Raw genomic sequence first — 20,639 nt, forward strand, 5'->3', positions numbered from 1 at the left:
GTGACTACCGAGACCGGGACCAACATGCACAGCACCGCGGGCAAGCTGGCGGACCTGGAGCGCCGGGTCGACGAGGCGGTGCACGCCGGGTCGGCCCGCGCCGTGGAGAAGCAGCACGCGCGCGGCAAGAAGACCGCCCGCGAACGGATCGAGATGTTGCTCGACGAGGGCTCCTTCGTCGAACTCGACGAACTGGCCCGGCACCGGTCCACGGCCTTCGGGCTGGAGCGGAACCGCCCGTACGGCGACGGCGTGGTCACCGGCTACGGCACGGTGGACGGCCGGCAGGTGTGCGTCTTCGCGCAGGACTTCACGGTCTTCGGTGGCTCGCTCGGTGAGGTTTTCGGCGAGAAGATCGTCAAGGTGATGGACCTGGCCATGAAGATCGGCTGCCCGGTGGTCGGCATCAACGACTCCGGCGGCGCGCGCATCCAGGAGGGCGTCGTCTCGCTCGGCCTCTACGGCGAGATCTTCTTCCGCAACGTGCGGGCCTCCGGCGTCATCCCGCAGATCTCACTGGTGATGGGGCCCTGTGCCGGCGGCGCCGTCTACTCTCCGGCGGTCACCGACTTCACCGTGATGGTCGACCAGACCTCGCACATGTTCATCACCGGCCCCGACGTGATCAAGACGGTGACGGGCGAGGACGTCGGCATGGAGGAGCTGGGTGGCGCGCGTACGCACAACACCCGCAGCGGCAACGCGCACTACCTCGCCAGTGACGAGGAGGACGCCGTCGACTACGTCAAGGCGCTGCTGTCGTACCTGCCGTCGAACAACCTCGACGAGCCGGTCGTGGTCGACGCCCCCGCTTCGCTTGAGGTCAATGACGAGGACCGGGAGCTGGACACCCTCATCCCGGACTCGGCCAACCAGCCGTACGACATCCACACGGTGATCGAGCACGTCCTCGACGACGGGGAGTTCCTGGAGGTCCAGCCGCTCTACGCGCAGAACATCGTGGTCGGCTACGGCCGGGTCGAGGGACGGCCGGTCGGCGTGGTGGCCAATCAGCCGATGCACTTCGCCGGCACCCTGGACATCGCCGCCTCGGAGAAGGCCGCCCGTTTCGTCCGCACCTGCGACGCGTTCAACATTCCGGTGCTGACCTTCGTGGACGTGCCCGGCTTCCTGCCCGGCACCGGTCAGGAGTGGGACGGCATCATCCGCCGGGGCGCGAAGCTCATCTACGCGTACGCCGAGGCGACCGTCCCGAAGGTCACCGTGATCACCCGCAAGGCGTACGGCGGGGCGTACGACGTGATGGGCTCCAAGCACCTCGGCGCGGACCTGAACTTCGCCTGGCCGACCGCGCAGATCGCGGTGATGGGCGCGCAGGGCGCTGTGAACATCCTCTACCGCTCCGAGCTGGCCGGTGCCGAGGACCCGGCGGCGGTCCGGGCCGAGAAGATCGCCGAGTACGAGGACACCCTGGCCAACCCGTACGTGGCCGCCGAGCGCGGGTACATCGATTCGGTGATCGCTCCGCACGAGACGCGCACCCAGATCGTCCGGGCGCTGCGTGTCCTGCGGACCAAGCGGGAAACCCTGCCGCCCAAGAAGCACGGCAACATCCCGCTCTGAGGCCGGTCGATCCGCGCAACGTCAGGAGAAGTGCTGCCTCCGGGCGGCGGGCGACAAACCTGAGGTTGCGCGGATCGACAGTGGTCAGCAGGCCGGGTTGGCGGCGACGCACATCCGGCGGGCGGCGACCTCCGCCAATCGGGGCAGGTCCACCTCGATGCCCGTCTGCCTCAGAGTGAGCACTGTGATCAGGTCGCCCACCCGGACCACGGCGGTGGTGGTCGGCCGAGGTGGCGCGGCGATGGGCTTGCCCGTCTTCTGGTCGACGGGCTGCGAACCGGTGTGCCGCAGCAGCGCAGCCCCGTCACCGGCGAAGTCCCGCTGGATCACCGCCCAGCGGTGCGTTGCCGACGCGGTGCCTGTGCCTGTTGCGCCCTGCACCTTGTATTCGCCGACGCTGGTCCATTCGGCACACGGTGCGACCAGGTCGTCCATGGTGGCGAGAAGCTGGATGGCCGCCTCCGGAGGCAGCCGGTAGAGATCCTGCGTGATCAGACCATCGGACTGGGTGAGGACTGCCGCGGCGCGCTTCGGTACCAGGGTCTGCGAACGGGACAGGATCGAATGCAGCCAGCCATTCGATCGCCCCTGACTCGTCCGGCAGGCACCGAGCATGTGATCCAGCAGGACCGGCTCGCCCAGGCCCGACTGGCTGAGCTGCACGTCGACCTGCTGCGGCAGGTCGGCCGGCTGCAACAGGGCGTCGCTGGTGATCTCGTGCCGGGTCGGCGAGGCCGAGGGCGCGGCGGCCGGCGGGACCGGCGGCGCGGACTTCCTCGGGGCGGCGACCGCCACTGCGGAGACCCCTGCGAGAGCCAGCGCGACGGTGGCCACCACGATCCTGCGCTGGCTGCGGCGGCGGGCCCGGGAGCGGATCTCCTCCGGGCCGAGCCACCGCACGTCCTGCAGGTCCCGTTGGATCTGTTCGACGAATGTCGGGTCGTCACGCATCGGTGGCCTCCTCCAGATCAGAGACGGCGAGCAGGCCGGCGAGCGCGGTACGCCCCCGGGAGAGACGGGCCTTGACGGTGCCCACCGGGGCCGCGGTCTCCCGCGCGACCTCGGCGACCGGCATGCCCACCAGGTAGTACAGGGCGATGGCGACGCGTTGCTCCTCGGGCAGTCGACGCAGTGCGGCGACCACAGCGACGGTGTCGGTGCCCGGCCCGGGAACGGTCTCGGTGGCCCCGTGTCGCAGGTAGGCGCGGGCGCGGCTACGCAGGCTGCGCCACCGGCTGACGGCGATCCGGCTGGCCACCACCCGTACCCACGCCTCCGGGTCGTCGTACCCGCTGATCGTCGACCAGAGCTGCCACGCCCGGACGTACGCCTCCTGCACGGCGTCCTGGGCCTCACCCCGATCACCGGTGAGGGCGTAGACGAACCCGAGGAGTCGTTGCCGACTCCCCCGGTAGAACTCGTCGAACCCGTCGACGTCCGGCACCCGATACCTCCCCGTGTCGGTCGCTGGGAACACGCACCGGCAAGGGCCGTTGGTTGCCCGGTCAGGCGATCGACTTTTCCAGTTCGTCGAGCGGGAACGCGCCGGCCCCGATCCGCTCCCGGACCGCCCGGCGTACGGCCCGCTGCACCGCGGCGTTGACCGGCGTCGGCACCCCGTGCAACCGGCCGAGCAGCGCGATCTCACCGTTGAGGTGGTCGACCTCGGTCGAGCTGGTGCCCCGGGCCAGGCTCTGCCAGGTGGAGCCGCCGGAGCGGGCCTCGCCGTCGACCGGGCGCTGCCCGACCAGGTCGCCGCGCTCGGCCTTCTCCTCCTCCGGGGAGGTGTGCGCGATGCCGGCGGCGGCGAGCGCGGCGACGCCCTCGGCGCGTACCCGCTCGACCAGCGCGTCCGGGATGTCCCGGCCGAGCAACGCCTGCAGGCCGTTACCGAGGTTGCTGAGCAGCTTGCCGTACTTCCAGCGCAGCACGTCGGTGCGGACCGGTGCGACGAAGCCGGCGGCGGTCAGGTCGGCGGCGACAGCCCGGTCGGTGTCGTCGGCGCCTCCGGGGTACCGCCCGATGTGGAGCATCCCGGGATGCGGGTACCCGTTGGCGACCACCACACCCGGGTCCAGGTGGGTGGCCGGCAGCCAGACGCAGACCGGGTGCACGTCGGCGAAGAGGCGCAGCGCGGCCCGCTCGTTGGCCACCCCGTTCTGCGCGGTCACCAGCGGCAGACGTTCTCCCGCCGTGCCGCCGCCGACCACCGGAGCGTCCACCCAGGCGGCCAACGCGCCGGCGGTGTCCTGTGACTTGACGGTGAGGATCAGCACGGTGTCCGCCGGCAGCGGCTGGTCGGTGGGCCGGTCCACCGCCGCGAGCCGGGCGGTGACCTCACCCTCGGGCTGCCGAAGGGTCAGGCCCCGCGCTCGGATCGCCTCCAGGTGCGCACCGCGGGCCACCACCGTCACGTCCCGGTCGGCCTGGGCCAGCCGTACGCCGATGGTCCCGCCGACCGCACCCGAGCCGATGATCAGGTATCGCATTGCCTCATTCTGCCCGGATCGACCGGAGCGAGGCGGCTAGGGCGACGTGGGGAGGAACGGGCCGGCGAGCAGGAGCGCTCCGGCGATCAGCGCCGCCACGTTGACCAGGGCGAAGACGCCCACCCAGAAGAGCGGCGGGAACGGGGTGAGCCCGGCGAGCTGGTCGGCGTCGGAGGCGGGCATCCGGCCCCGCGAGCGCAGCCGTTGCAGCTCGACCACCGGTCGCACCCCACCGAGCAGGAGGAACCACACCCCGGTGTACGCGAACGCGGCCTGGACCTGCGGCGTCGCGTACCAGGAGACGGCGAACACCAGGGCGCCCGTGACCAGCAGCGACACCACACCGAAGGCGTTGCGGATCATGACGAGCATGGCCAGCAGAAGCACCACGGCCACCCAGAGCAGCAGGGTGATCCGGTTACCACCGAGCAGCCAGGCCCCGGCCAGCCCGACCAGCGGCGGTGCGACGTACCCGGCGAGCAGAGTGAGAATCATGCCCGGCCCGGTGGGGCGGCCGGCGGAGAGCGTCAGCCCGGACGTGTCCGAGTGCAGTCGAATGCCGCGCAGCTTGCGGCCGGTGAGCAGGGCGACCAGGGCGTGCCCGCCCTCGTGCGCGATGGTGACGGCGTTACGGGCGATCCGCCACGGCAGCCGGGTGGAGACCACCACCAGCGCGACGGCTCCGGTGATCAGCACCAGCAGCGCGGGCGGGTCCGGCTGCGCGCCGAACAGCGTGTCCCACTTCTCGCCCAGTCCGTCGATCGACATCATGGGGCGCGAGCCTACCGGCGGCGTTCCGTGTCGCTACCGAGGCACCGGCTCTCATGTCGGCCAGTGGGGCGACTGACGTCCGCCGATGAAGCTTTTTTCCGATCGCACTTGCGATCTAGGGCACTAAGCTCCAAGGATGATTGTCGATAGAGCGATCCTCTTGGAGGCATTCATGGCCCGTACCCGATCATCGCTGCGCCGCGCGCTCGCGGCCGGCCTCACCGTCCTCGCCACCGCGGCGGCGGCCCTGGTCGCGACCGCCGGACCGGCGGCCGCCGCCACCACACCCGGTGTCGACGTGTCCCGCTACCAGGGCAGCATCAACTGGACAAGCGTCCGCAACGCCGGCATCCAGTTCGCCTTCATCAAGGCGACCGAGGGCACCAGCTACAAGGACCCGAACTTCAACGCCAACTACGTCAACTCGTACAACGCCGGGGTGATCCGCGGGGCGTACCACTTCGCCCGCCCGAACATCTCCGCCGGCTCCACCCAGGCCAACTACCTGGCCTCCAACGGCGGCGCCTGGTCGGCGGACAGCCGGACCCTCCCGGCGGCCCTGGACATCGAGGGCAATCCGTACGCCGGCGGTTACTGCTACGGGCTCAGCACCACCGGTATGCGCAACTGGGTGCAGGACTTCCTGAACACCTACCGCTCCCGCACCGGCCGGTACGCGGTCATCTACACCACCACCAGCTGGTGGAACCAGTGCACCGGTAGCTGGACCGGCCCGTGGGCGAACCACCCGCTCTGGCTGGCCCGCTGGTCGAGCACGCCCGGCGCCCTGCCGGCCGGGGCTTCGGTGTGGAGCTTCTGGCAGTACACCAGCACCGGCGCGGTCTCCGGGATCAGCGGCAACGTGGACCGCAACTACTGGAACGGCGACCGGAGCCGCCTGATCGCGTTGGCCAACAACACCTGACCGGGCCGTTGGCGGCAGCGGGATCGACGATCACCATCATGGTCGACAATCGGTCCGGCTGCCGCCACACCACCGGGTACGGGTCAGACCCGCCGCCGACTCAGGGCCGGCACCACAGCGTCCTCACGAGCCAGCGCGCCCCTGCGGGTCAAGCGCCAGGCAGCAACACCAAAGCCGGCAACGATCACGACGCCGAGCAGTGCGACGAGCACCGAAACCCCCGCGCTGACCAGCAGCAGGATCGCGTCGCCGAGCGCCACGAGCATCCACAGTGCCAGCCGAGGCCGAGCGTCCCTCCGTCGGTAACGCATGTCGTGCCTCCTTCCGTCGTCGACTGTCAATTACCCACGACGACGGAAGGTCATGCGAAGGATTTTCAGTCCTGGCGGTCGGGCACGAAACCCTTTGCGATCCGGTCGAAGTTCGGCAGGTTGGCCTGCCAGTCCTTCTCCGCGATCTCCCACCGCAGCGCGTAGCCCCGGTTGCTGGCCGTCACGAACCCTCGGTTACGGACGTGGATCCGCTGCCCGTCCCGGGTCTCCAGCCACTCCCAGTCCGCACAGGTCTTCCAGAAGGTGCAGCGCTCGATGCTGAGGTACTGATAATTTCTGACTTCGTTCTTGCGGCCGCCCTCGATGCTCTTCCAGTCGGCGTAGGCGTCCTTCTTCGGCGTCGGGGTCCACTGGACGAGCAGCTCCCCCGGCCCGTTGGACTCGTCGAAGACGACAGTGTTCTGACCGGCGTCGCGGCGCACCCAACCGTCGGGGATCGGCAGGGCGAAACCTTCCGGGTCCCGGTGCAGCTTCCAGCCCGCCGGCAACGCGTTCGGGTCGACCGAGGGAGTGGCCGAGGCGGACGGACTCGGGGCACCGCTGGTGGGCGGCGGAGGCGCCGCAGCCGAGGTCGGCGCAGGCGCGGAGGTCGCGGCAGCGCTGGTCGGGTTGGCCTGCGGGGTCTTGTCGTCGTCCTTGGTCAGCATCGGCACGACCACCACGAGACCGATCAGCAGCAGGGCGACCACAGCACCGATCAGCAGGTTACGTCGGGTGTTGTTCGGCTTCGTGCCATCCGAGGGCGGCACCGACGCACGGCCGGCCGGACTGAGCGGCGGCATGAGCGACGTCGGCGTGGTCGGCTTGCGCTGCTCCGGAGCCACCGGCGGACCGTCGACAACCGTCGGCTCGTCGTCGACGTTCGTCGTACCGTCGCCGCTCGTGTCGGGCGCGGCCGTGACCTTCGCGGTCGGCTCGCCGTCGGACGGAGCGGCGTCGGACGGGTCAGCGTCGGACGGTCGGTCGATCGTGGCGGTCGGCTCGGCCGGGGCCGTTGCCGCCGACTCGGCCGGCACGACCGCGGTTGGGTCGGCGACCGCACCGGAAACGGCGGCCGTCGGCGTGGCATCGGCGGCGGGGGTCGCGGCGGCACCGGAGGTGGCGGCGGAGGTGGTCGCGGCGGCGGCCGGCGGCGGTGACACCGGCCGGTCGACACTCTCGGCCGGTCGCGGGGCCGGCACCACCGGCAGGCGCGGCTCGCGCGGACCGTTCGGCCCAGGCCGGCGTACGCCATCGAGCAGGGAGATGCCGCGCGACCGCTTGCCCCCGGCGCGGCGCAGCAACCGCTCCGCCACCTCGGCGGTGATCCGCTCGTTCGGGTCCTTGCGCAGCAGCCCGTTGAGGACGGCCTTGAGCGGACCGGCGTTCTTCGGCGGCGGAATCGGCTCGGTGGCCAACGCGGCCAGGGTGCCGATCGCCGACGGCCGGGCGTACGGAGACTTGCCCTCGACCGCCGCGTAGAGCGTCGCGCCCAGCGACCACAGGTCGGCCTCCGGCCCGGCGGTGCCGTCCCGGGCCCGCTCCGGCGAGATGTACGCGGGCGAGCCGAGCACCATGCCGGTGCGGGTCACGTTGGGGTCACCGGGGATCGTGGCGAGACCGAAATCGGTCAGCACCACCCGACCGTCGTCGCCGAGCAACACGTTGCCGGGCTTCACGTCGCGGTGCATGACGCCCGCCTTGTGTGCGGCGCTGAGCGCACCCAGCACGCCCAGGCCGATCTCCACAGTGCGGGCCACCGACACCGGGCCGTCCTCGGCGAGAGTGTCCTGCAACGACTTCGACGCCACGTACTCCATGACGATCCACGGATCGCCGTCGGTGCGCAGCACGTCGAAAATGCGGACGACGTTGGCGTGGTTGAGCCGGGCGATGGCCCGCGCCTCCCGCAACGAACGCTCCCGCATCTCGCGGCGTTCCTCATCGGTGAGACCGGGCGGCGGCACCAGCTCCTTGATGGCGACGTCCCGATGCAGCACCTCGTCGCGCGCCTTCCACACCCTGCCCATGCCGCCCTGGCCGAGCGGCGACAGGAGCCGGTATCGGTCAGCGACGAGTTGGGGAAGCGCGTTCGACATCGGTGAGACGGTACCCGGACCCGCTGACGCTCACACCGCCGGCACGCCACTGTGCGCTTCGGGTAACTTCGCGCCGCGTACCCTGGCGGCATGTCTGCCGAAGAGCCGCTGTTCCGGGTCGTCCGCGGCGTGCCCACCGCCGAGGAGTTGGCCGCTCTGGTGGGGGCGATCATCGTCCGAACCCGTCCGGCCGCCGCCCCCGTCCCGGCGACCGCGTCCGCCTGGGCGCTCAGCGGTCGACCCGGCGGCTCCCGCGGGTGGCGCGCCACCGGCCTGCCCCGCTGACCCCGAGACCTGCCGTACGGGGGCTGTCAGGGTGGCGTTGAGCCGTTAACCTCACTCAGGGAAACGGTGCCGTTACGGGTAGGGAGGATCCATGATCCCCGAAGAGGACCGGCCAGCACCCTGGCTACGCGGTTACGGCGGCATCGAAGCCGACATCAGCCAGCTCAGAGAGTTCGCCGACCGGCTCGCCGCCGAGGTCGAAAGCAACTACGCGCCGCACCTGTCGTACATCGCCGAAGACATGTCGGCGAAGCTGCCCAACCCGTGTGACGCCTTCATCGAGCTGGTCACCTTCCTGCACGCCCACCACGAGACGCAGCAGGCCACCGCCGACATGGTGTACGCCGTCCGAGGCGCCACCGGCCACCTGGCCGCCGCCGCCGATCAGGTCGCCACCCACTACGCCGACAGCGACGCCTTCACCGCCGCCCGAGTGGTCGACGTGCAACGAGCCCTCGCCAACCCGGCCAGCGTCCTCCCCGGCGGCCCGACGCCAACCCTCACCGACCCGACCAGCCCCGACGCCGAAGGGCCGGTGGTCCTGCCGTGATCGAACGGGGCACCGGCCGCACCTCCGGCCTCACCGACTGGCACCTCATGGACGTCAACAGCATGTGGGCCTGCCTCCAGGACCACGACACCGCCAACCACTGGAAGCAGGTCGCCGGCTGGCGCAAGGTCTGCGACCTGGCGCAAACCCACCTCGGCCGCCTCCAGCAGTACCGACGCGGACTCGCCGAGGCGTGGCCCCCCGAAACCAGCGCCGCCTCCCGCACGTACCTCGCCGAACTCGACGACCTCGTCGACAAGGTGCAGCGAACCCACGACGCCGCCGCCGCGAACTACACAGCGCTCTCCGCCGCAACACAGGCCATCGGCACCACCCGCGCCGCACTCCACAAGATCTACGAGGAGTACGCGACCAAGTTCCAGCAGAAGCAGGCGTACGAGTCGATGGTCGCCGACCCGAAAGCGGTGATGGGCAACCGGGCCACCACACCACCTGTTGCTGACGGAGAACTGGAACGGCTGAACGTGCAGGCCCGTTCCATGATGTTCAACCTGAGCGGCGAACTCCAACAAGCCCAAGCAACCCTCCAAAAACCACCCCCCCGGCCCGCTCCTCGCGTCGACGAAGAAGGGGCTGCCACGACAGCAGCCGCAGCACCCATTGTTCCCCCCATTGTTCCGGTCCCCATTCGGTCGCCTGCGAGAATTCCGTCATCCATTGACCCTTCCGTCAGCTCGCCCGGCAGCCGGCTACCGGCTACTGCGGGAGTTGGCCCTGTTCTTGGTGGGGCAACAGCACTGCCAGTCCCCACGGTTGAAGACTTGCCTCGCGGCCAACAGCTGGGACACGTCACCCAGCCACCTGCAATGGGGCAACCCCCAACCCTCGGGGGCATTCCTAACGCGTCGAATGTCCTCCGGTCGCCAACTGAGCAGCGCGAGTCGGGGCCATTACCCAAGAATCCGAGGACCAACGGAGTTAATACGCCCACACCACCTCGGACAATGCCACCAAGTGGCTTGATCGGTGGATCACCCGGCCTTGGCTTTGGTCAACCCAACAGCGGCCCGGCCGCGCCGCGCCGGGTCAATCCGATTGGAGGTGTCATCGGCGGCGGTAGCGCTGGGACAGCGCCAACGGGAGGGGCAGGCTCACGCCCAAGCGCTCCGCGTGCTTCCGGAGCGATCGGCGGCATGTCGCCTATTGGTGGCGCCCCGGGCACTGGAGCCAGTTGGCACACGGGCACCTCTCCTAACCGTCCCGGCCGTTGGGTTCACGGTGGCAGCGACAGCGAGCCCGACCGGTGGGACGCCGACCATCCATGGAGGACCGAGCAGGGAGTGGCACCCGTGGTACTCCCTCCGGACGAGGACGGCCCAATCGACCCAGGCCCCGCTCTCGGCCTTCCTCGGTGAGGCCTCACCTCGCTCTCCCCCTCCTGTTGGCATTGAGCCTTCCAGGAGGAATTCCAGAGCCCGCATTACAAGCACAGGCTAATCATGCCCGGACCGAGCAGTGGCATCTCAATTTCTTAAAAGTCACCAGCGCGCATGAGATCAGCCAAGGTGATGGGGTAGTTGTTGCACTTCCCGACAGTGGCGTAGATCAACATCCGGACCTGAGGGGCAACCTGCTTCCTGGCAAAGACGTAATTGCTGGAGGCCGCGGTGACGGATTGACCGACAAGGACGGCCACGGCACGGGAATGGCGGGTCTAATCGCGGCTCACGGCAACGATCGTTTAGGTGCACTCGGCATTGCACCGAAAGCCAGGATTCTGCCAATATTTTGTTCACCTCCGGGCAAGGAGGGCGATTCGGAATCGTTGGCAGCGGCAACAGAGTATGCAATCAGCGCCGGCGCTGATGTTATCAGCATTTCAATCGCCGGCGGGGTTAACGCTCGCCTGCAACAGGCAGTCAAAATGGCCTTGCAAGCTGACATCGTAGTTGTTGCTGCCGCAGGCAATGCACCTTGGACGCAAATGGTGGGTTATCCTGCGCGCTACCCGGAAGTTATCGCGGTGGGTGGGGTCGACCGAGACGGGAAGCGTGCCGCCGTCTCCGTCACTGGGCCGGAGATTGACGTGGTTGCGCCCGCCGTTGACATTTACAGCACGAGTATCGAGGGCAAGTACCGCAAAGGCACCGGCACCTCTGACGCGACGGCGATCGTTGCGGGCGCGGCTGCGTTGATCAGGTCCAAGTACCCCTACCTGCCGGCCCGAGAGGTGGCGCACCGGCTCACGGCTACCGCCGTCGACAAGGGCCCTCCTGGGCGTGACGACGAGTACGGCTATGGAGTGATTGATCTTGTGGCGGCGCTGACGGCAGACGTACCGCCGCTTGGGTTTGAATCGGTGAGCGCTCCGGCCGGTGCTGGCCCGACCACGACGGCTGGCGCTCAGCCGGGTGATGAGAGCGATAGCGCGACCGCGCGTGGGCTGGCCACTCTCGGGGTGCTCGTGGCTGCCGGGGTCGGGTGGGCCGTGATAGCGCGGCGGCGTCGACGTGGCGATGATCCGCCACCCAGAATCAGTCGCTGAACGATCGGCGAAGCGGTGATCCACTCGGCTTGCAGGAAAACGCGGTGTCCGGGGCGATGGGATAGCGCGTTTTCCTGTAAGTCGAGTGGATCATGGGGGCGGGCCACCCGGCGGCGGGGTGTCGGTCCTGGTGGGTGGCTGGGCGGTAACGTCGGGGTGGTGTCTGAGACTTTGCCGCTCCGCCTCGTGCTCGCATCGGCGAGCCCTGCCCGTCGTAAGTTGCTCCAGGCTGCCGGTGTCGAGCCGGAGGTGCTGGTCAGTGGGGTGGACGAGTCCCTGGTGGTGACCGAGCGGGCCGAGGAGTTGTGCCTGGAGTTGGCTCGCCTGAAGGCACAGGCGGTGTTGACCCGGCTTAATGCGGCCGCCGATCAGCGGACGTTGGTGATCGGCTGCGACTCGGTGCTCGCCTTCGACGGGGAGATCCTCGGCAAGCCGGCGGATGCCGCGGACGCTACCCGGCGGTGGCTGCGGATGCGGGGACGCAGCGGCGTTCTCCACAGCGGGCACTGCCTGGTCGACGTTACTGCGGGCCGGCGCGCGGAGGCGGTCGCGTCGACGACGGTCCACTTCGCTGACATCAGTGACGACGAGATCGCCGCCTACGTGGCCACCGGTGAGCCGCTGGCGGTGGCTGGCGCGTTCACGATCGACGGGCTGGGTGGGCCGTTCGTGGAACGGATCGAGGGTGACCCGGGGACGGTGGTCGGGCTGTCGATGCCGCTGCTGCGCCGGCTCCTCGCCGAGCTGGATCTGCGGATCACCGACCTGTGGACGACTGTCGCGCCGGGCGGCCAAATGGTCGAGCCGATCGGTAACGTCCGGTCATGACCATCAAGTCGATCCCGCTCACCAACGAGCTGCACGCCTATCTGGTCGCACACGGCTCCCCGCCGGACGAGATCATCCGTGACCTGGCCGAGGAGACCCGGTCGGTGCTGCCCGAGCACGCCACCATGCAGGTGGCTCCGGAGCAGGCCGCGTTCCTGACGTTTCTCACCCGGCTGCTCGGCGTGCGCCAGGCCGTCGAGGTCGGCACGTTCACCGGGCTCTCGTCTCTGGCGATCGCCCGCGGGTTGCCCGAGGGTGGGCAACTGACCTGCTTCGACATCTCCGAGGAGTTCACCGGCATCGCCCGGCGCTACTGGGCGCGGGCCGGCGTGCAGGATCTGATCGACCTGCGCATCGGCCCGGCCGCGGACGGGCTGCGGGAGTTGCCGCACGAGCGGCACCTGGACTTCGCGTTCATCGACGCGGACAAGACCGGCTACCCGATCTACTGGGCCGAGTTGGTGCCCCGGATGCGTCCGGGTGGGGTGATCGCCGTCGACAACGTCCTGCGTGGCGGGCGGGTCATCGCCCCGCAGGACGCCGGCGACCGGGCCATCGCCGCGTTCAACGACGAGGTCCTCGCGGACGTACGGGTGGACCCGGTGATGCTGGCGATCGCGGACGGCCTGACCCTCGCCCGGGTCCGCTGACCGACGCTACCCGCAGCGACAGGGGTGTCCCCACCAGAGGGACACCCCTGTCAGAAACCCAGCGTCAGCGGACGCTGCGGGCGAACTGGCGGGCAGCCCAGTAGACGCCCAGCGCGGCGAGGACAGCGGTGATGCTGAGGCCCTGCCAGACCTTGTCGCTGCCCAGGTCACCGGCGAACAGCGCCCGGGTGCCGTCGACCGCCCAGGAGAACGGGTTCCAGTTGGCGATGCCCTGCAACCAGCCGGGCGCGAAGGTCAGCGGCAGCAGGATGCCGGAGAGCAGCAGCACCGGCTGTGCCACGGTGTTCATCAGCGGGGCCAGCGCGTCCTCACTCTTGACCTTGAGGGCGACGCCGTAGGAGACGGCCGAGGTCATGAGGGCGATCAGGGCGAGCATCAGGTACGCCAGCAGCAGGTCCCCGAGGAACACCCGAAGGTCGAAGATGAGCGCCAGGAGCGTGATGATGACGGCCTGCACCAGGAGCGAGACCACGTCGCGCAGCGAGCGGCCGAGCAGCAGGGCGAGCCGGCTGATCGGGGTGACCCGGGAGCGTTCGATGACACCGGCTCGCAGCTCGGCGATCAGGCCGAAGCCCTGGAACAGTCCGCCGAAGATGGCCAGGAGCACCAGCAGACCCGGCACGAAGATCTTGTAGGCGGCCGCCTGGGTGGGCGCGTTCAGTGCGGGCTTGAGCAGCGGGGCGAAGAGCAGCAGGTACATGACCGGCTGGAACACACCGACGAAGACCCAGACCGGGTTGCGGAGCAGGAGTTGGATCTGGCGCTGGAAGATCAGCCACGTGTCACGGGCGAATTTCATGAGAGTCGTCTCCGGTGGTCAGGACTCGCGCAGCGAGCGGCCGGTCTTGGTGAGGAAGACGTCGTCCAGGCTGGGTCGGTGCAGCTCGATCGAGCGCAGCTCCAGCCCGGCGTGGTCGAGTCGGCGCAGCACCTGCGGGATGGCGGTGGCGCCCTCGTCGACGTAGAGGCGCAGGCCGCCCTCGTCGACCGTCTCCAGCTTGTTGACGTACGGCTCGCCGTCGAGCGTCTGGGCGGCCTGCGGGGTGGCGGCCAGGTCGAGACCGACCAGCACCACGTCGCCGGAGATCTCCCGCTTGAGCTCGGCGGGGGTGCCCTCGGCCACCACCTCGCCGTTGTCCATGATCGCGATCCGGTCGCAGAGCGCGTCGGCCTCGTCCAGGTAGTGAGTGGTGATGAAGACGGTCATGCCGTCGGCGCGGAGCCGGCGGATCTCGTCCCACATGTGTGCGCGGCTCTGCGGGTCGAGGCCGGTGGTCGGCTCGTCCAGGAAGACGATCTTCGGCTCGTGGATGATGCCGAGGGCGATCTCCACCCGGCGACGCTGGCCGCCGGAGTAGGTCTTGCACTTGCGGTCGGCGTACTCGGTGAGCTGGAAGGCGTCCAGGGCGCGGGCGGCGCGCCGCTGCGCGTCGGCCTTGCTGATGCCGTACATCCGGGCGTGCAGCACCAGCTCTTCGCGGGCGGTGGACTCGTCCCAGGTGCTGCCGCCCTGCGGGACGTACCCGATGCGGCGGCGCACCTCGGCCGGGTCCTTGCGCAGGTCGGCGCCCGCGATGGTGGCCTCGCCGCCGTCCGGCTCGATCAGCGTGGCGAGCATCCGCAGCGTGGTGGTCTTGCCGGCGCCGTTCGGGCCGAGGAAGCCGAAGATCTCACCCTTGGCAACGTCAAGGTCGACGCCCCGCACGGCGTCCACCGTCTTCGTCTCTCGACCCGCGCGGGAGCGGAACGACTTCCGCAGCCCCCTGGTCTCGATCATCTCTGCTCCTGGTCGTTCGGGCCGGTCGGGCCGGCCGTCGAGTTGGGTCGACGCCGGACGGCGCAATCCCCCGCTGTGCCGTCAGTAGGCTAACGCGATATAACTTTTCTAGTCAACGTTGATTATTTCGCGTCGGAGCCGGGCGACTCCAGGCCGTCCCTCCACCCCGTCCAACCCTGCGCTTCGTCCAGCTCAGCAGGCAGGTACGACACTCCGGAATCGATCCGCTCGGCGATCCGCTCGCACCAGGTCATCTCCGCCTCCGCGCGCGCCGACCACAGCTCGAACATCCAGGCCACGTGCACCGGCTTGCGGTTGCGCACCCAGTCCGACTCCAGCGAGGCGCGCATGGACTCGACGCCGGCGCGCAGCAGGTTGGCCCGGTTACGCAGGGCGGCGGCCGCCTCGGCGCGCGGCATGGCCGGCAGGAAGGAGAAGGCGGCCACGAACGGGTCGACGGGCTCGCTGATGGTCCACCAGGAGTTACGCAGCAGCGTCTCGAACTCGTCCTCCCCCTTGACCGTCACCTCGTACGTGGTCCGCGCGGGACGGGCGCCCACCTGCTCGGTCGCGACGGCGCGGAGCAGCCCTTCCTCGGTGAGCTTGCGCAGGGCGTGATAGATCGATCCGGGTTGCACGTTCGCCCACTTGTCGGCGCTCCAGCTCAGCAGCTCACGGCGCACGTCGTAGCCGTGCACGGGCTGCATCCACCGCACCAGACCGAGAATCATCATCCGAGTCGAAGACACCCGATAAGCGTAATAGCCAAGTTTGACTAACCCGTGGCGGGTGCAGTGCGCCATCCCACACTGAGCGATCGTTAGGGCCGCAGTGGGCGGCCGATACACTCCCCGTCAGTAACCTGCCCGGGAGGAGCCACGAAGGTGCGCAAGGTACTCATCGCCAACCGCGGCGAGATCGCCGTCCGGGTGATCCGCGCGTGCCGCGACGCCGGCCTGGGCAGCGTTGCCGTGTACGCGGACTCCGACCGCGACGCCCTGCACGCCACCCTCGCGGACGAGGCGTACGCGCTGGGCGGGGACAGCGCGACCGAGACCTACCTGCGCATCGACAAGCTGCTCGACGTCGCCGCTCGGGCCGGCGCCGACGCCGTACACCCGGGTTATGGCTTCCTCAGTGAGAACGCCGACTTCGCCCAGGCCGTCATGGACGCCGGGCTGACCTGGATCGGCCCCACCCCGCAGGCGATCCGTGACCTGGGCGACAAGGTCACCGCCCGGCACATCGCCCAGCGGGCCGGCGCACCGCTGGTCCCCGGCACCCCGGACCCGGTGGCCAGCCCGGACGAGGTGATGGCCTTCGCCGTCGACCATGGCCTGCCGGTCGCCATCAAGGCCGCCTTCGGTGGTGGCGGGCGCGGCCTCAAGGTCGCCCGCACGATGGAGGAGATCCCGCAACTGTTCGAGTCGGCCACCCGCGAGGCGGTCGCGGCGTTCGGTCGGGGCGAGTGCTTCGTCGAGCGGTACCTCGACCAGCCCCGGCACGTCGAGGCGCAGGTCCTCGCCGACCAGCACGGCAACGTGATCGTGGTGGGCACCCGGGACTGCTCGTTGCAGCGGCGTCACCAGAAGCTCGTCGAGGAGGCGCCCGCGCCGTTCCTCACCGACGCCCAGCGCGCCCAGATCCACGAGAGCGCCAAGGCGATCTGCCGCGAGGCCGGCTACCACGGCGCCGGCACCGTGGAATACCTGGTCGGCGTCGACGGCACCATCTCCTTCCTGGAGGTCAACACCCGGCTCCAGGTCGAGCACCCGGTCACCGAGGAGACCGCCGGCATCGACCTGGTCCGCGAACAGTTCCGGATCGCCGACGGCGAGAAGCTGCGGATCACGGAGGACCCGACGCCGCGCGGGCACGCGATCGAGTTCCGGATCAACGGCGAGGATCCGGGCCGCAACTTCCTGCCCGCCCCCGGCACTGTCACCGCGCTGCGCCTGCCCAGCGGGCCCGGTGTGCGGGTCGACACCGGCATCTCGGCCGGCGACGTGATCGGCGGCAACTTCGACTCACTGCTCGCCAAGGTGATCATCGTCGGTGAGACGCGGACCGAGGCGCTGGAGCGCGCCCGCCGCGCGCTGGACGAGATGGTCCTCGACGGGATGGCCACCGCGCTGCCGTTCCACCGGCTCGTCGTGCGGGACGAGGCGTTCACCGCCGAGCCCTTCACAGTGCACACCCGGTGGATCGAGACCGAGTTCCACAACACGGTGCCGCCGTTCAGCGCCGCCGCCGGCACCGCCGAGGCGCCGGCCGAGCGCGACACCGTCGTGGTCGAGGTGGGCGGCAAGCGCATCGAGGTCAGCCTCCCCGCCGGCTTCGGCGGGAGTACGACCACCGCGGCACCCGCCGCTCGCAAGCCGACCCGGCGCGGTGGCGGCGCCAAGGCCGGCGCCCCGGTCGGCGGCGACTCGCTCACCTCGCCGATGCAGGGCACCATCGTCAAGATCGCGGTGGCGGACGGCGACACGTTGGCCGAGGGTGATCTGGTCGTGGTGCTGGAGGCGATGAAGATGGAGCAGCCGCTGCACGCGCACAAGGCGGGTACGGTCAGCGGCCTCAGCGCCGAGGTCGGCGCCGTGATCACCGCCGGTGCTCCCATCTGCACCATCGCCTGAGCCGTCCGGCGGACGATCAGCGCAGGGTCTCGGCGGCGACCTCGCGGACGGCGACGGTCAGGGCGTTGAGCACGTCCGACTCCAGCCGCCAGTGCTGCCAGTACAGCGGAACGTCGAGGTGTCGGCCCGGCGCGAGGTCGACACAGCGACCTGCGGTCAGGTCGGCCTGGGCGATCTGTTCCGGCACCAGACCCCAGCCCAACCCGAGCCGGATCGCCTCGCTGAACGCCGGCACCGACGGTACGTAGTTCACCGGCGGGTCGAGCGGTCGACCGACCACCGCCCGGATGAACCGATGTTGCACCCGGTCCTTCCGGTCGAAGACCAACAACGGGGTGCTCGCCAGCGCGGCGGCGGCGAATCCTCCGGGGAAGTGGGACGCCGCGAATTCCGCTGTGGCCAACGCGCGGTAGCGCACGGCCCCGAGTCGCAGCACCCGGCAGCCCTGCACGGCCTCCCGCTGGGCGGTGACCGCCGCCGTCACCGAACCGTCGCGCAGCAGTTCGGCGGTGTGGTCCTGATCGTCCTGCCGCAGGTCGAACGAGAGCCCGGCCCGCTGCGGCAACCGGGCCAGCGCGGCGGGGAACCAGGTGGCCAGCGAGTCCGCGTTGACCACCACGGCGACCCGGATCCGACCACCGCCGGCCAGTGGGCCGCGGGCATCTGCGAGGGCCTCCCGTTCGAGCAGCGCGAGCTGGCCGGCCAGGCGCAGCAGCGGGCGACCGGCGTCGGTCGCCACGCATGGACGGGCACGGCGGACCAGCACCTGGCCGACGGTCTCCTCCAGCGCCTTGATCCGTTGGCTCACCGCCGACGGCGTGATGTGCAGCAGCCGGGCCGCCGCGTCGAAGCTGCCCTCCGCCACCACGGCCCCGAGTGTCCGAAGCTGCGCCGAGTCGAGACCTTCCATCAGCTGAGCTTAAGTTGCGTGAGAATCTTTAGTTGGACTGGTGACCGTCGACGGTCCTAGCGTCGACTCCGTGCTCACCTCCGCCGTCGCCGGCTTCTCGGTCTCCATCGCGCTCATCGTCGCCATCGGCGCCCAGAACGCCTTCGTCCTGCGTCAGGGCCTGCGACGCGAGCACGTCGTACCCGTGGTGCTGACCTGCGCCGCTTCGGACGCGCTGCTGATCATGGCGGGGGTGGCCGGGGTTGGTTCGCTGGTGACCGGCCGACCGGGCCTGCTGACGGCGATCCGCTGGGGCGGAGCCGCCTTCCTGCTCTGCTACGCGGGGCTCGCCGCCCGCCGCGCCCTGCGTCCCGGCGCCCTGCTGCCCACCGAGCGGCCGCCGGCCACGTTGGGGTCGACCCTGCTCGCCTGCGCCGCCTTCACCTACCTGAACCCGCACGTCTACCTGGACACCGTGCTGCTCCTCGGCAGCGTGGCCCAGCAACACCCGCACCGGTGGGTCTTCGGCGCCGGCGCCGTTCTGGCCAGTGTGGCCTGGTTCACCGCGCTCGGCGTCGGCGCGCAGCGCCTCGCGCCGCTGCTCGCCCGCGCCGCCGCCTGGCGGGTGCTGGACGCGGTCATCGCCGTCGTGATGGCCGGGCTCGCCGTGGCACTCCTGCTGGGCTGACCCGTTCGTACCCGGACTCGCCGTGGCACCCCACCGGCCGCCCGGCTCCTCCGGCGAGCACCGACTCGCCCCCGGGACCAGGACCGTCGACGATGCGAGTGTTTTCCGCGACCACCGGCGGTGGAACCGACCGCGAGCGGGAATGATTGCCGGGTGCGGTTCCTTCACGGCGCGGCTCCCGCGCACGACCTGACCTATACCGACGTCTTCATGGCGCCGGCCCGCTCCGATCTGGGCTCCCGACTCGACGTCGACCTCTCCACCGGCGACGGCACCGGCACCACCATTCCGTTGGTGGTGTCGAACATGACCGCGGTCGCCGGACGGCGGATGGCCGAGACTGTCGCCCGCCGGGGTGCCATCACTGTGATCCCGCAGGACATTCCGATCGAGGTGGTGGCCAACGTCGTCGCCTGGGTCAAGCAGCGCCACCTGGTCTACGACACCCCCATCACGCTGGGCCCGACCGAGACCGTGGGCGATGCCATCCACCTGCTGCCCAAGCGCTCGCACGGTGCGGTGATCGTCGTCGACGACGACGGCCGGCCGATGGGTGTGGTCACCGAGGCGGACACCACTGGCGTGGACCGCTTCGCGCAACTGCGTCACGTGATGTCCACCGAGCTGCACACCGTTCCGGCGGACGCGGATCCTCGTACCGGTTTCGATCTGCTCTCGGCGGGCCGTCGCCGACTCGCCCCGGTGGTGGACGCCGAGGGTCGGCTGGTCGGGGTGCTGACCCGACAGGGCGCGTTGCGCGCCACCCTCTACACACCGGCGGTGGACGACCGGGGCCGGCTGCGGATCGCGGCGACCGTCGGGATCAACGGGGACGTGACCGGCAAGGCGGCGGCGCTGCTGGAGGCGGGGGTGGACACGTTGGTAGTGGACACCGCGCACGGCCATCAGGCACGGATGATCTCCGCACTTCAGGCGGTCCGGAAGCTGGACCCGGGGGTGCCGGTGGCGGCGGGCAACGTGGTCACCGCCGAGGGCGTACGCGACCTGGTGGAGGCGGGGGCGGACATCATCAAGGTCGGCGTCGGCCCGGGGGCGATGTGCACCACCCGGATGATGACCGGCGTGGGTCGACCGCAGTTCTCCGCCGTGCTCGACTGCGCTGCCGCGGCCCGCCAACTGGGCCGGCACGTGTGGGCCGACGGCGGGGTGCGGCACCCCCGGGACGTGGCGCTCGCGCTCGCCGCCGGCGCGTCGAACGTGATGATCGGTTCCTGGTTCGCCGGCACCTACGAGTCCCCCGGTGACCTTTACACCGACGCGGACGGCCGGCGGTACAAGGAGAGCTTCGGAATGGCCTCGGCTCGGGCGGTCAGCGCCCGGACTGCCGACGACAGCCCGTACGACCGGGCCCGCAAGGCGGTGTTCGAGGAGGGCATCTCCTCGGCCCGGATGCACCTGGACCCGACCCGCCCCGGTGTCGAGGACCTGATCGACGAGATCATCGCGGGGGTACGCAGCGCCTTCACCTACGCCGGCGCACGGAACCTGACCCAGTTCCACGAGCGGGCGATCGTCGGCGTGCAGAGCGCCGCCGGCTTCACCGAAGGAATGCCCCTCCCCACCAGCTGGTAACCCACCCCACTGTCCACCCTTGTTGATCATGAAGTTA

20 protein-coding genes are annotated in these 20,639 nt (G+C 70.1%); 10 read left to right on the forward strand and 10 right to left on the reverse strand.

What is annotated here, in order from left to right; all coding sequences use genetic code 11:
- Window positions 1-1,584, forward strand: a complete 1,584-nt coding sequence (locus ACGF3C_RS00170) for an acyl-CoA carboxylase subunit beta (protein WP_357221177.1) — start codon at window positions 1-3, stop codon at window positions 1,582-1,584.
- A gap of 84 nt (window positions 1,585-1,668) precedes the next feature.
- On the opposite strand, the gene ACGF3C_RS00175 is transcribed toward ACGF3C_RS00170, so the two are convergent.
- From ACGF3C_RS00175 to ACGF3C_RS00190, 4 genes are all read right to left on the reverse strand, one after another.
- Window positions 1,669-2,535, reverse strand: a complete 867-nt coding sequence (locus tag ACGF3C_RS00175) for a hypothetical protein (protein ID WP_393217406.1) — start codon at window positions 2,533-2,535, stop codon at window positions 1,669-1,671.
- A complete protein-coding gene (locus ACGF3C_RS00180) occupies window positions 2,528-3,028 on the reverse strand; it encodes a SigE family RNA polymerase sigma factor (RefSeq protein WP_393217408.1) in 501 nt (166 codons plus the stop codon). The genes ACGF3C_RS00175 and ACGF3C_RS00180 overlap by 8 nt, the downstream gene beginning before the upstream one ends.
- A 61-nt stretch (window positions 3,029-3,089) precedes the next feature.
- A complete protein-coding gene (locus ACGF3C_RS00185; protein WP_393217410.1) occupies window positions 3,090-4,073 on the reverse strand; it encodes a ketopantoate reductase family protein in 984 nt (327 codons plus the stop codon).
- Between the two features lie 36 nt (window positions 4,074-4,109).
- Entirely contained in the window at window positions 4,110-4,844 is a 735-nt protein-coding gene (locus ACGF3C_RS00190; protein WP_357221169.1) for a M50 family metallopeptidase, read from the reverse strand.
- Between the two features lie 172 nt (window positions 4,845-5,016).
- Here ACGF3C_RS00190 and ACGF3C_RS00195 point away from each other — a divergent pair, with 172 nt between their 5' ends.
- The gene (locus ACGF3C_RS00195) at window positions 5,017-5,769 is read left to right on the forward strand and encodes a GH25 family lysozyme (RefSeq protein WP_112625147.1); all 753 of its coding nucleotides are present in this window, start codon (window positions 5,017-5,019) and stop codon (window positions 5,767-5,769) included.
- A gap of 83 nt (window positions 5,770-5,852) precedes the next feature.
- Here the strand turns inward: ACGF3C_RS00195 and ACGF3C_RS00200 are convergent, their stop codons facing one another.
- Window positions 5,853-6,080, reverse strand: coding sequence for a hypothetical protein (locus ACGF3C_RS00200; protein WP_357221167.1), 228 nt, complete (start codon window positions 6,078-6,080; stop codon window positions 5,853-5,855).
- A gap of 65 nt (window positions 6,081-6,145) precedes the next feature.
- On the reverse strand, window positions 6,146-8,179 hold the full coding sequence (locus ACGF3C_RS00205; RefSeq protein ID WP_393217413.1) for a protein kinase: 2,034 nt from the start codon (window positions 8,177-8,179) through the stop codon (window positions 6,146-6,148).
- A gap of 90 nt (window positions 8,180-8,269) precedes the next feature.
- Between ACGF3C_RS00205 and ACGF3C_RS00210 the strand changes: the two genes are divergently transcribed.
- The 5 genes from ACGF3C_RS00210 (at window position 8,270) to ACGF3C_RS00230 (ending at window position 12,998) form a co-directional block, all read left to right on the forward strand.
- Entirely contained in the window at window positions 8,270-8,464 is a 195-nt protein-coding gene (locus ACGF3C_RS00210; protein WP_393217415.1) for an acyl-CoA carboxylase subunit epsilon, read from the forward strand.
- A gap of 91 nt (window positions 8,465-8,555) precedes the next feature.
- Window positions 8,556-9,014: a hypothetical protein gene (locus ACGF3C_RS00215; protein WP_112581897.1), complete on the forward strand. Its 459-nt coding sequence runs from the start codon at window positions 8,556-8,558 to the stop codon at window positions 9,012-9,014.
- Between the two features lie 1,402 nt (window positions 9,015-10,416).
- Window positions 10,417-11,520 carry a type VII secretion-associated serine protease mycosin gene (gene mycP, locus ACGF3C_RS00220; RefSeq protein WP_393217418.1) on the forward strand — a complete coding sequence of 368 codons (1,104 nt, stop codon included), beginning with the start codon at window positions 10,417-10,419 and terminating at the stop codon, window positions 11,518-11,520.
- Window positions 11,521-11,679: 159 nt separating this feature from the next.
- Complete coding sequence (locus tag ACGF3C_RS00225; protein WP_357221159.1) at window positions 11,680-12,348, forward strand: Maf family protein; 669 nt, start codon at window positions 11,680-11,682, stop codon at window positions 12,346-12,348.
- The gene (locus ACGF3C_RS00230) at window positions 12,345-12,998 is read left to right on the forward strand and encodes an O-methyltransferase (RefSeq protein WP_357221156.1); all 654 of its coding nucleotides are present in this window, start codon (window positions 12,345-12,347) and stop codon (window positions 12,996-12,998) included. Before ACGF3C_RS00225 ends, ACGF3C_RS00230 begins: the two co-directional genes overlap by 4 nt.
- A 64-nt stretch (window positions 12,999-13,062) precedes the next feature.
- On the opposite strand, the gene ACGF3C_RS00235 is transcribed toward ACGF3C_RS00230, so the two are convergent.
- From ACGF3C_RS00235 to ACGF3C_RS00245, 3 genes are all read right to left on the reverse strand, one after another.
- Window positions 13,063-13,818, reverse strand: a complete 756-nt coding sequence (locus ACGF3C_RS00235; RefSeq protein WP_357197966.1) for an ABC transporter permease — start codon at window positions 13,816-13,818, stop codon at window positions 13,063-13,065.
- An 18-nt stretch (window positions 13,819-13,836) separates the two neighbouring features.
- Complete coding sequence (locus ACGF3C_RS00240; RefSeq protein WP_355009464.1) at window positions 13,837-14,796, reverse strand: ATP-binding cassette domain-containing protein; 960 nt, start codon at window positions 14,794-14,796, stop codon at window positions 13,837-13,839.
- Between the two features lie 122 nt (window positions 14,797-14,918).
- On the reverse strand, window positions 14,919-15,530 hold the full coding sequence (locus ACGF3C_RS00245; protein WP_357221201.1) for a PadR family transcriptional regulator: 612 nt from the start codon (window positions 15,528-15,530) through the stop codon (window positions 14,919-14,921).
- Between the two features lie 150 nt (window positions 15,531-15,680).
- On the opposite strand from ACGF3C_RS00245, the gene ACGF3C_RS00250 reads away from it, so the two are divergent.
- Entirely contained in the window at window positions 15,681-17,432 is a 1,752-nt protein-coding gene (locus ACGF3C_RS00250) for an acetyl/propionyl/methylcrotonyl-CoA carboxylase subunit alpha (RefSeq protein ID WP_393217422.1), read from the forward strand.
- 16 nt (window positions 17,433-17,448) lie between these two features.
- On the opposite strand, the gene ACGF3C_RS00255 is transcribed toward ACGF3C_RS00250, so the two are convergent.
- On the reverse strand, window positions 17,449-18,342 hold the full coding sequence (locus tag ACGF3C_RS00255; RefSeq protein WP_393217424.1) for a LysR family transcriptional regulator ArgP: 894 nt from the start codon (window positions 18,340-18,342) through the stop codon (window positions 17,449-17,451).
- Window positions 18,343-18,412: 70 nt separating this feature from the next.
- On the opposite strand from ACGF3C_RS00255, the gene ACGF3C_RS00260 reads away from it, so the two are divergent.
- Window positions 18,413-19,009, forward strand: coding sequence for a LysE/ArgO family amino acid transporter (locus tag ACGF3C_RS00260; RefSeq protein WP_393217426.1), 597 nt, complete (start codon window positions 18,413-18,415; stop codon window positions 19,007-19,009).
- Window positions 19,010-19,162: 153 nt separating this feature from the next.
- Window positions 19,163-20,602, forward strand: coding sequence for a GuaB1 family IMP dehydrogenase-related protein (locus tag ACGF3C_RS00265; protein ID WP_393217428.1), 1,440 nt, complete (start codon window positions 19,163-19,165; stop codon window positions 20,600-20,602).
- The last annotated feature ends 37 nt before the right edge of the window (window positions 20,603-20,639 follow it).

It is taken from the genome of Micromonospora sp. NPDC047762 (assembly GCF_043204655.1).
Lineage (GTDB): Bacteria > Actinomycetota > Actinomycetes > Mycobacteriales > Micromonosporaceae > Micromonospora.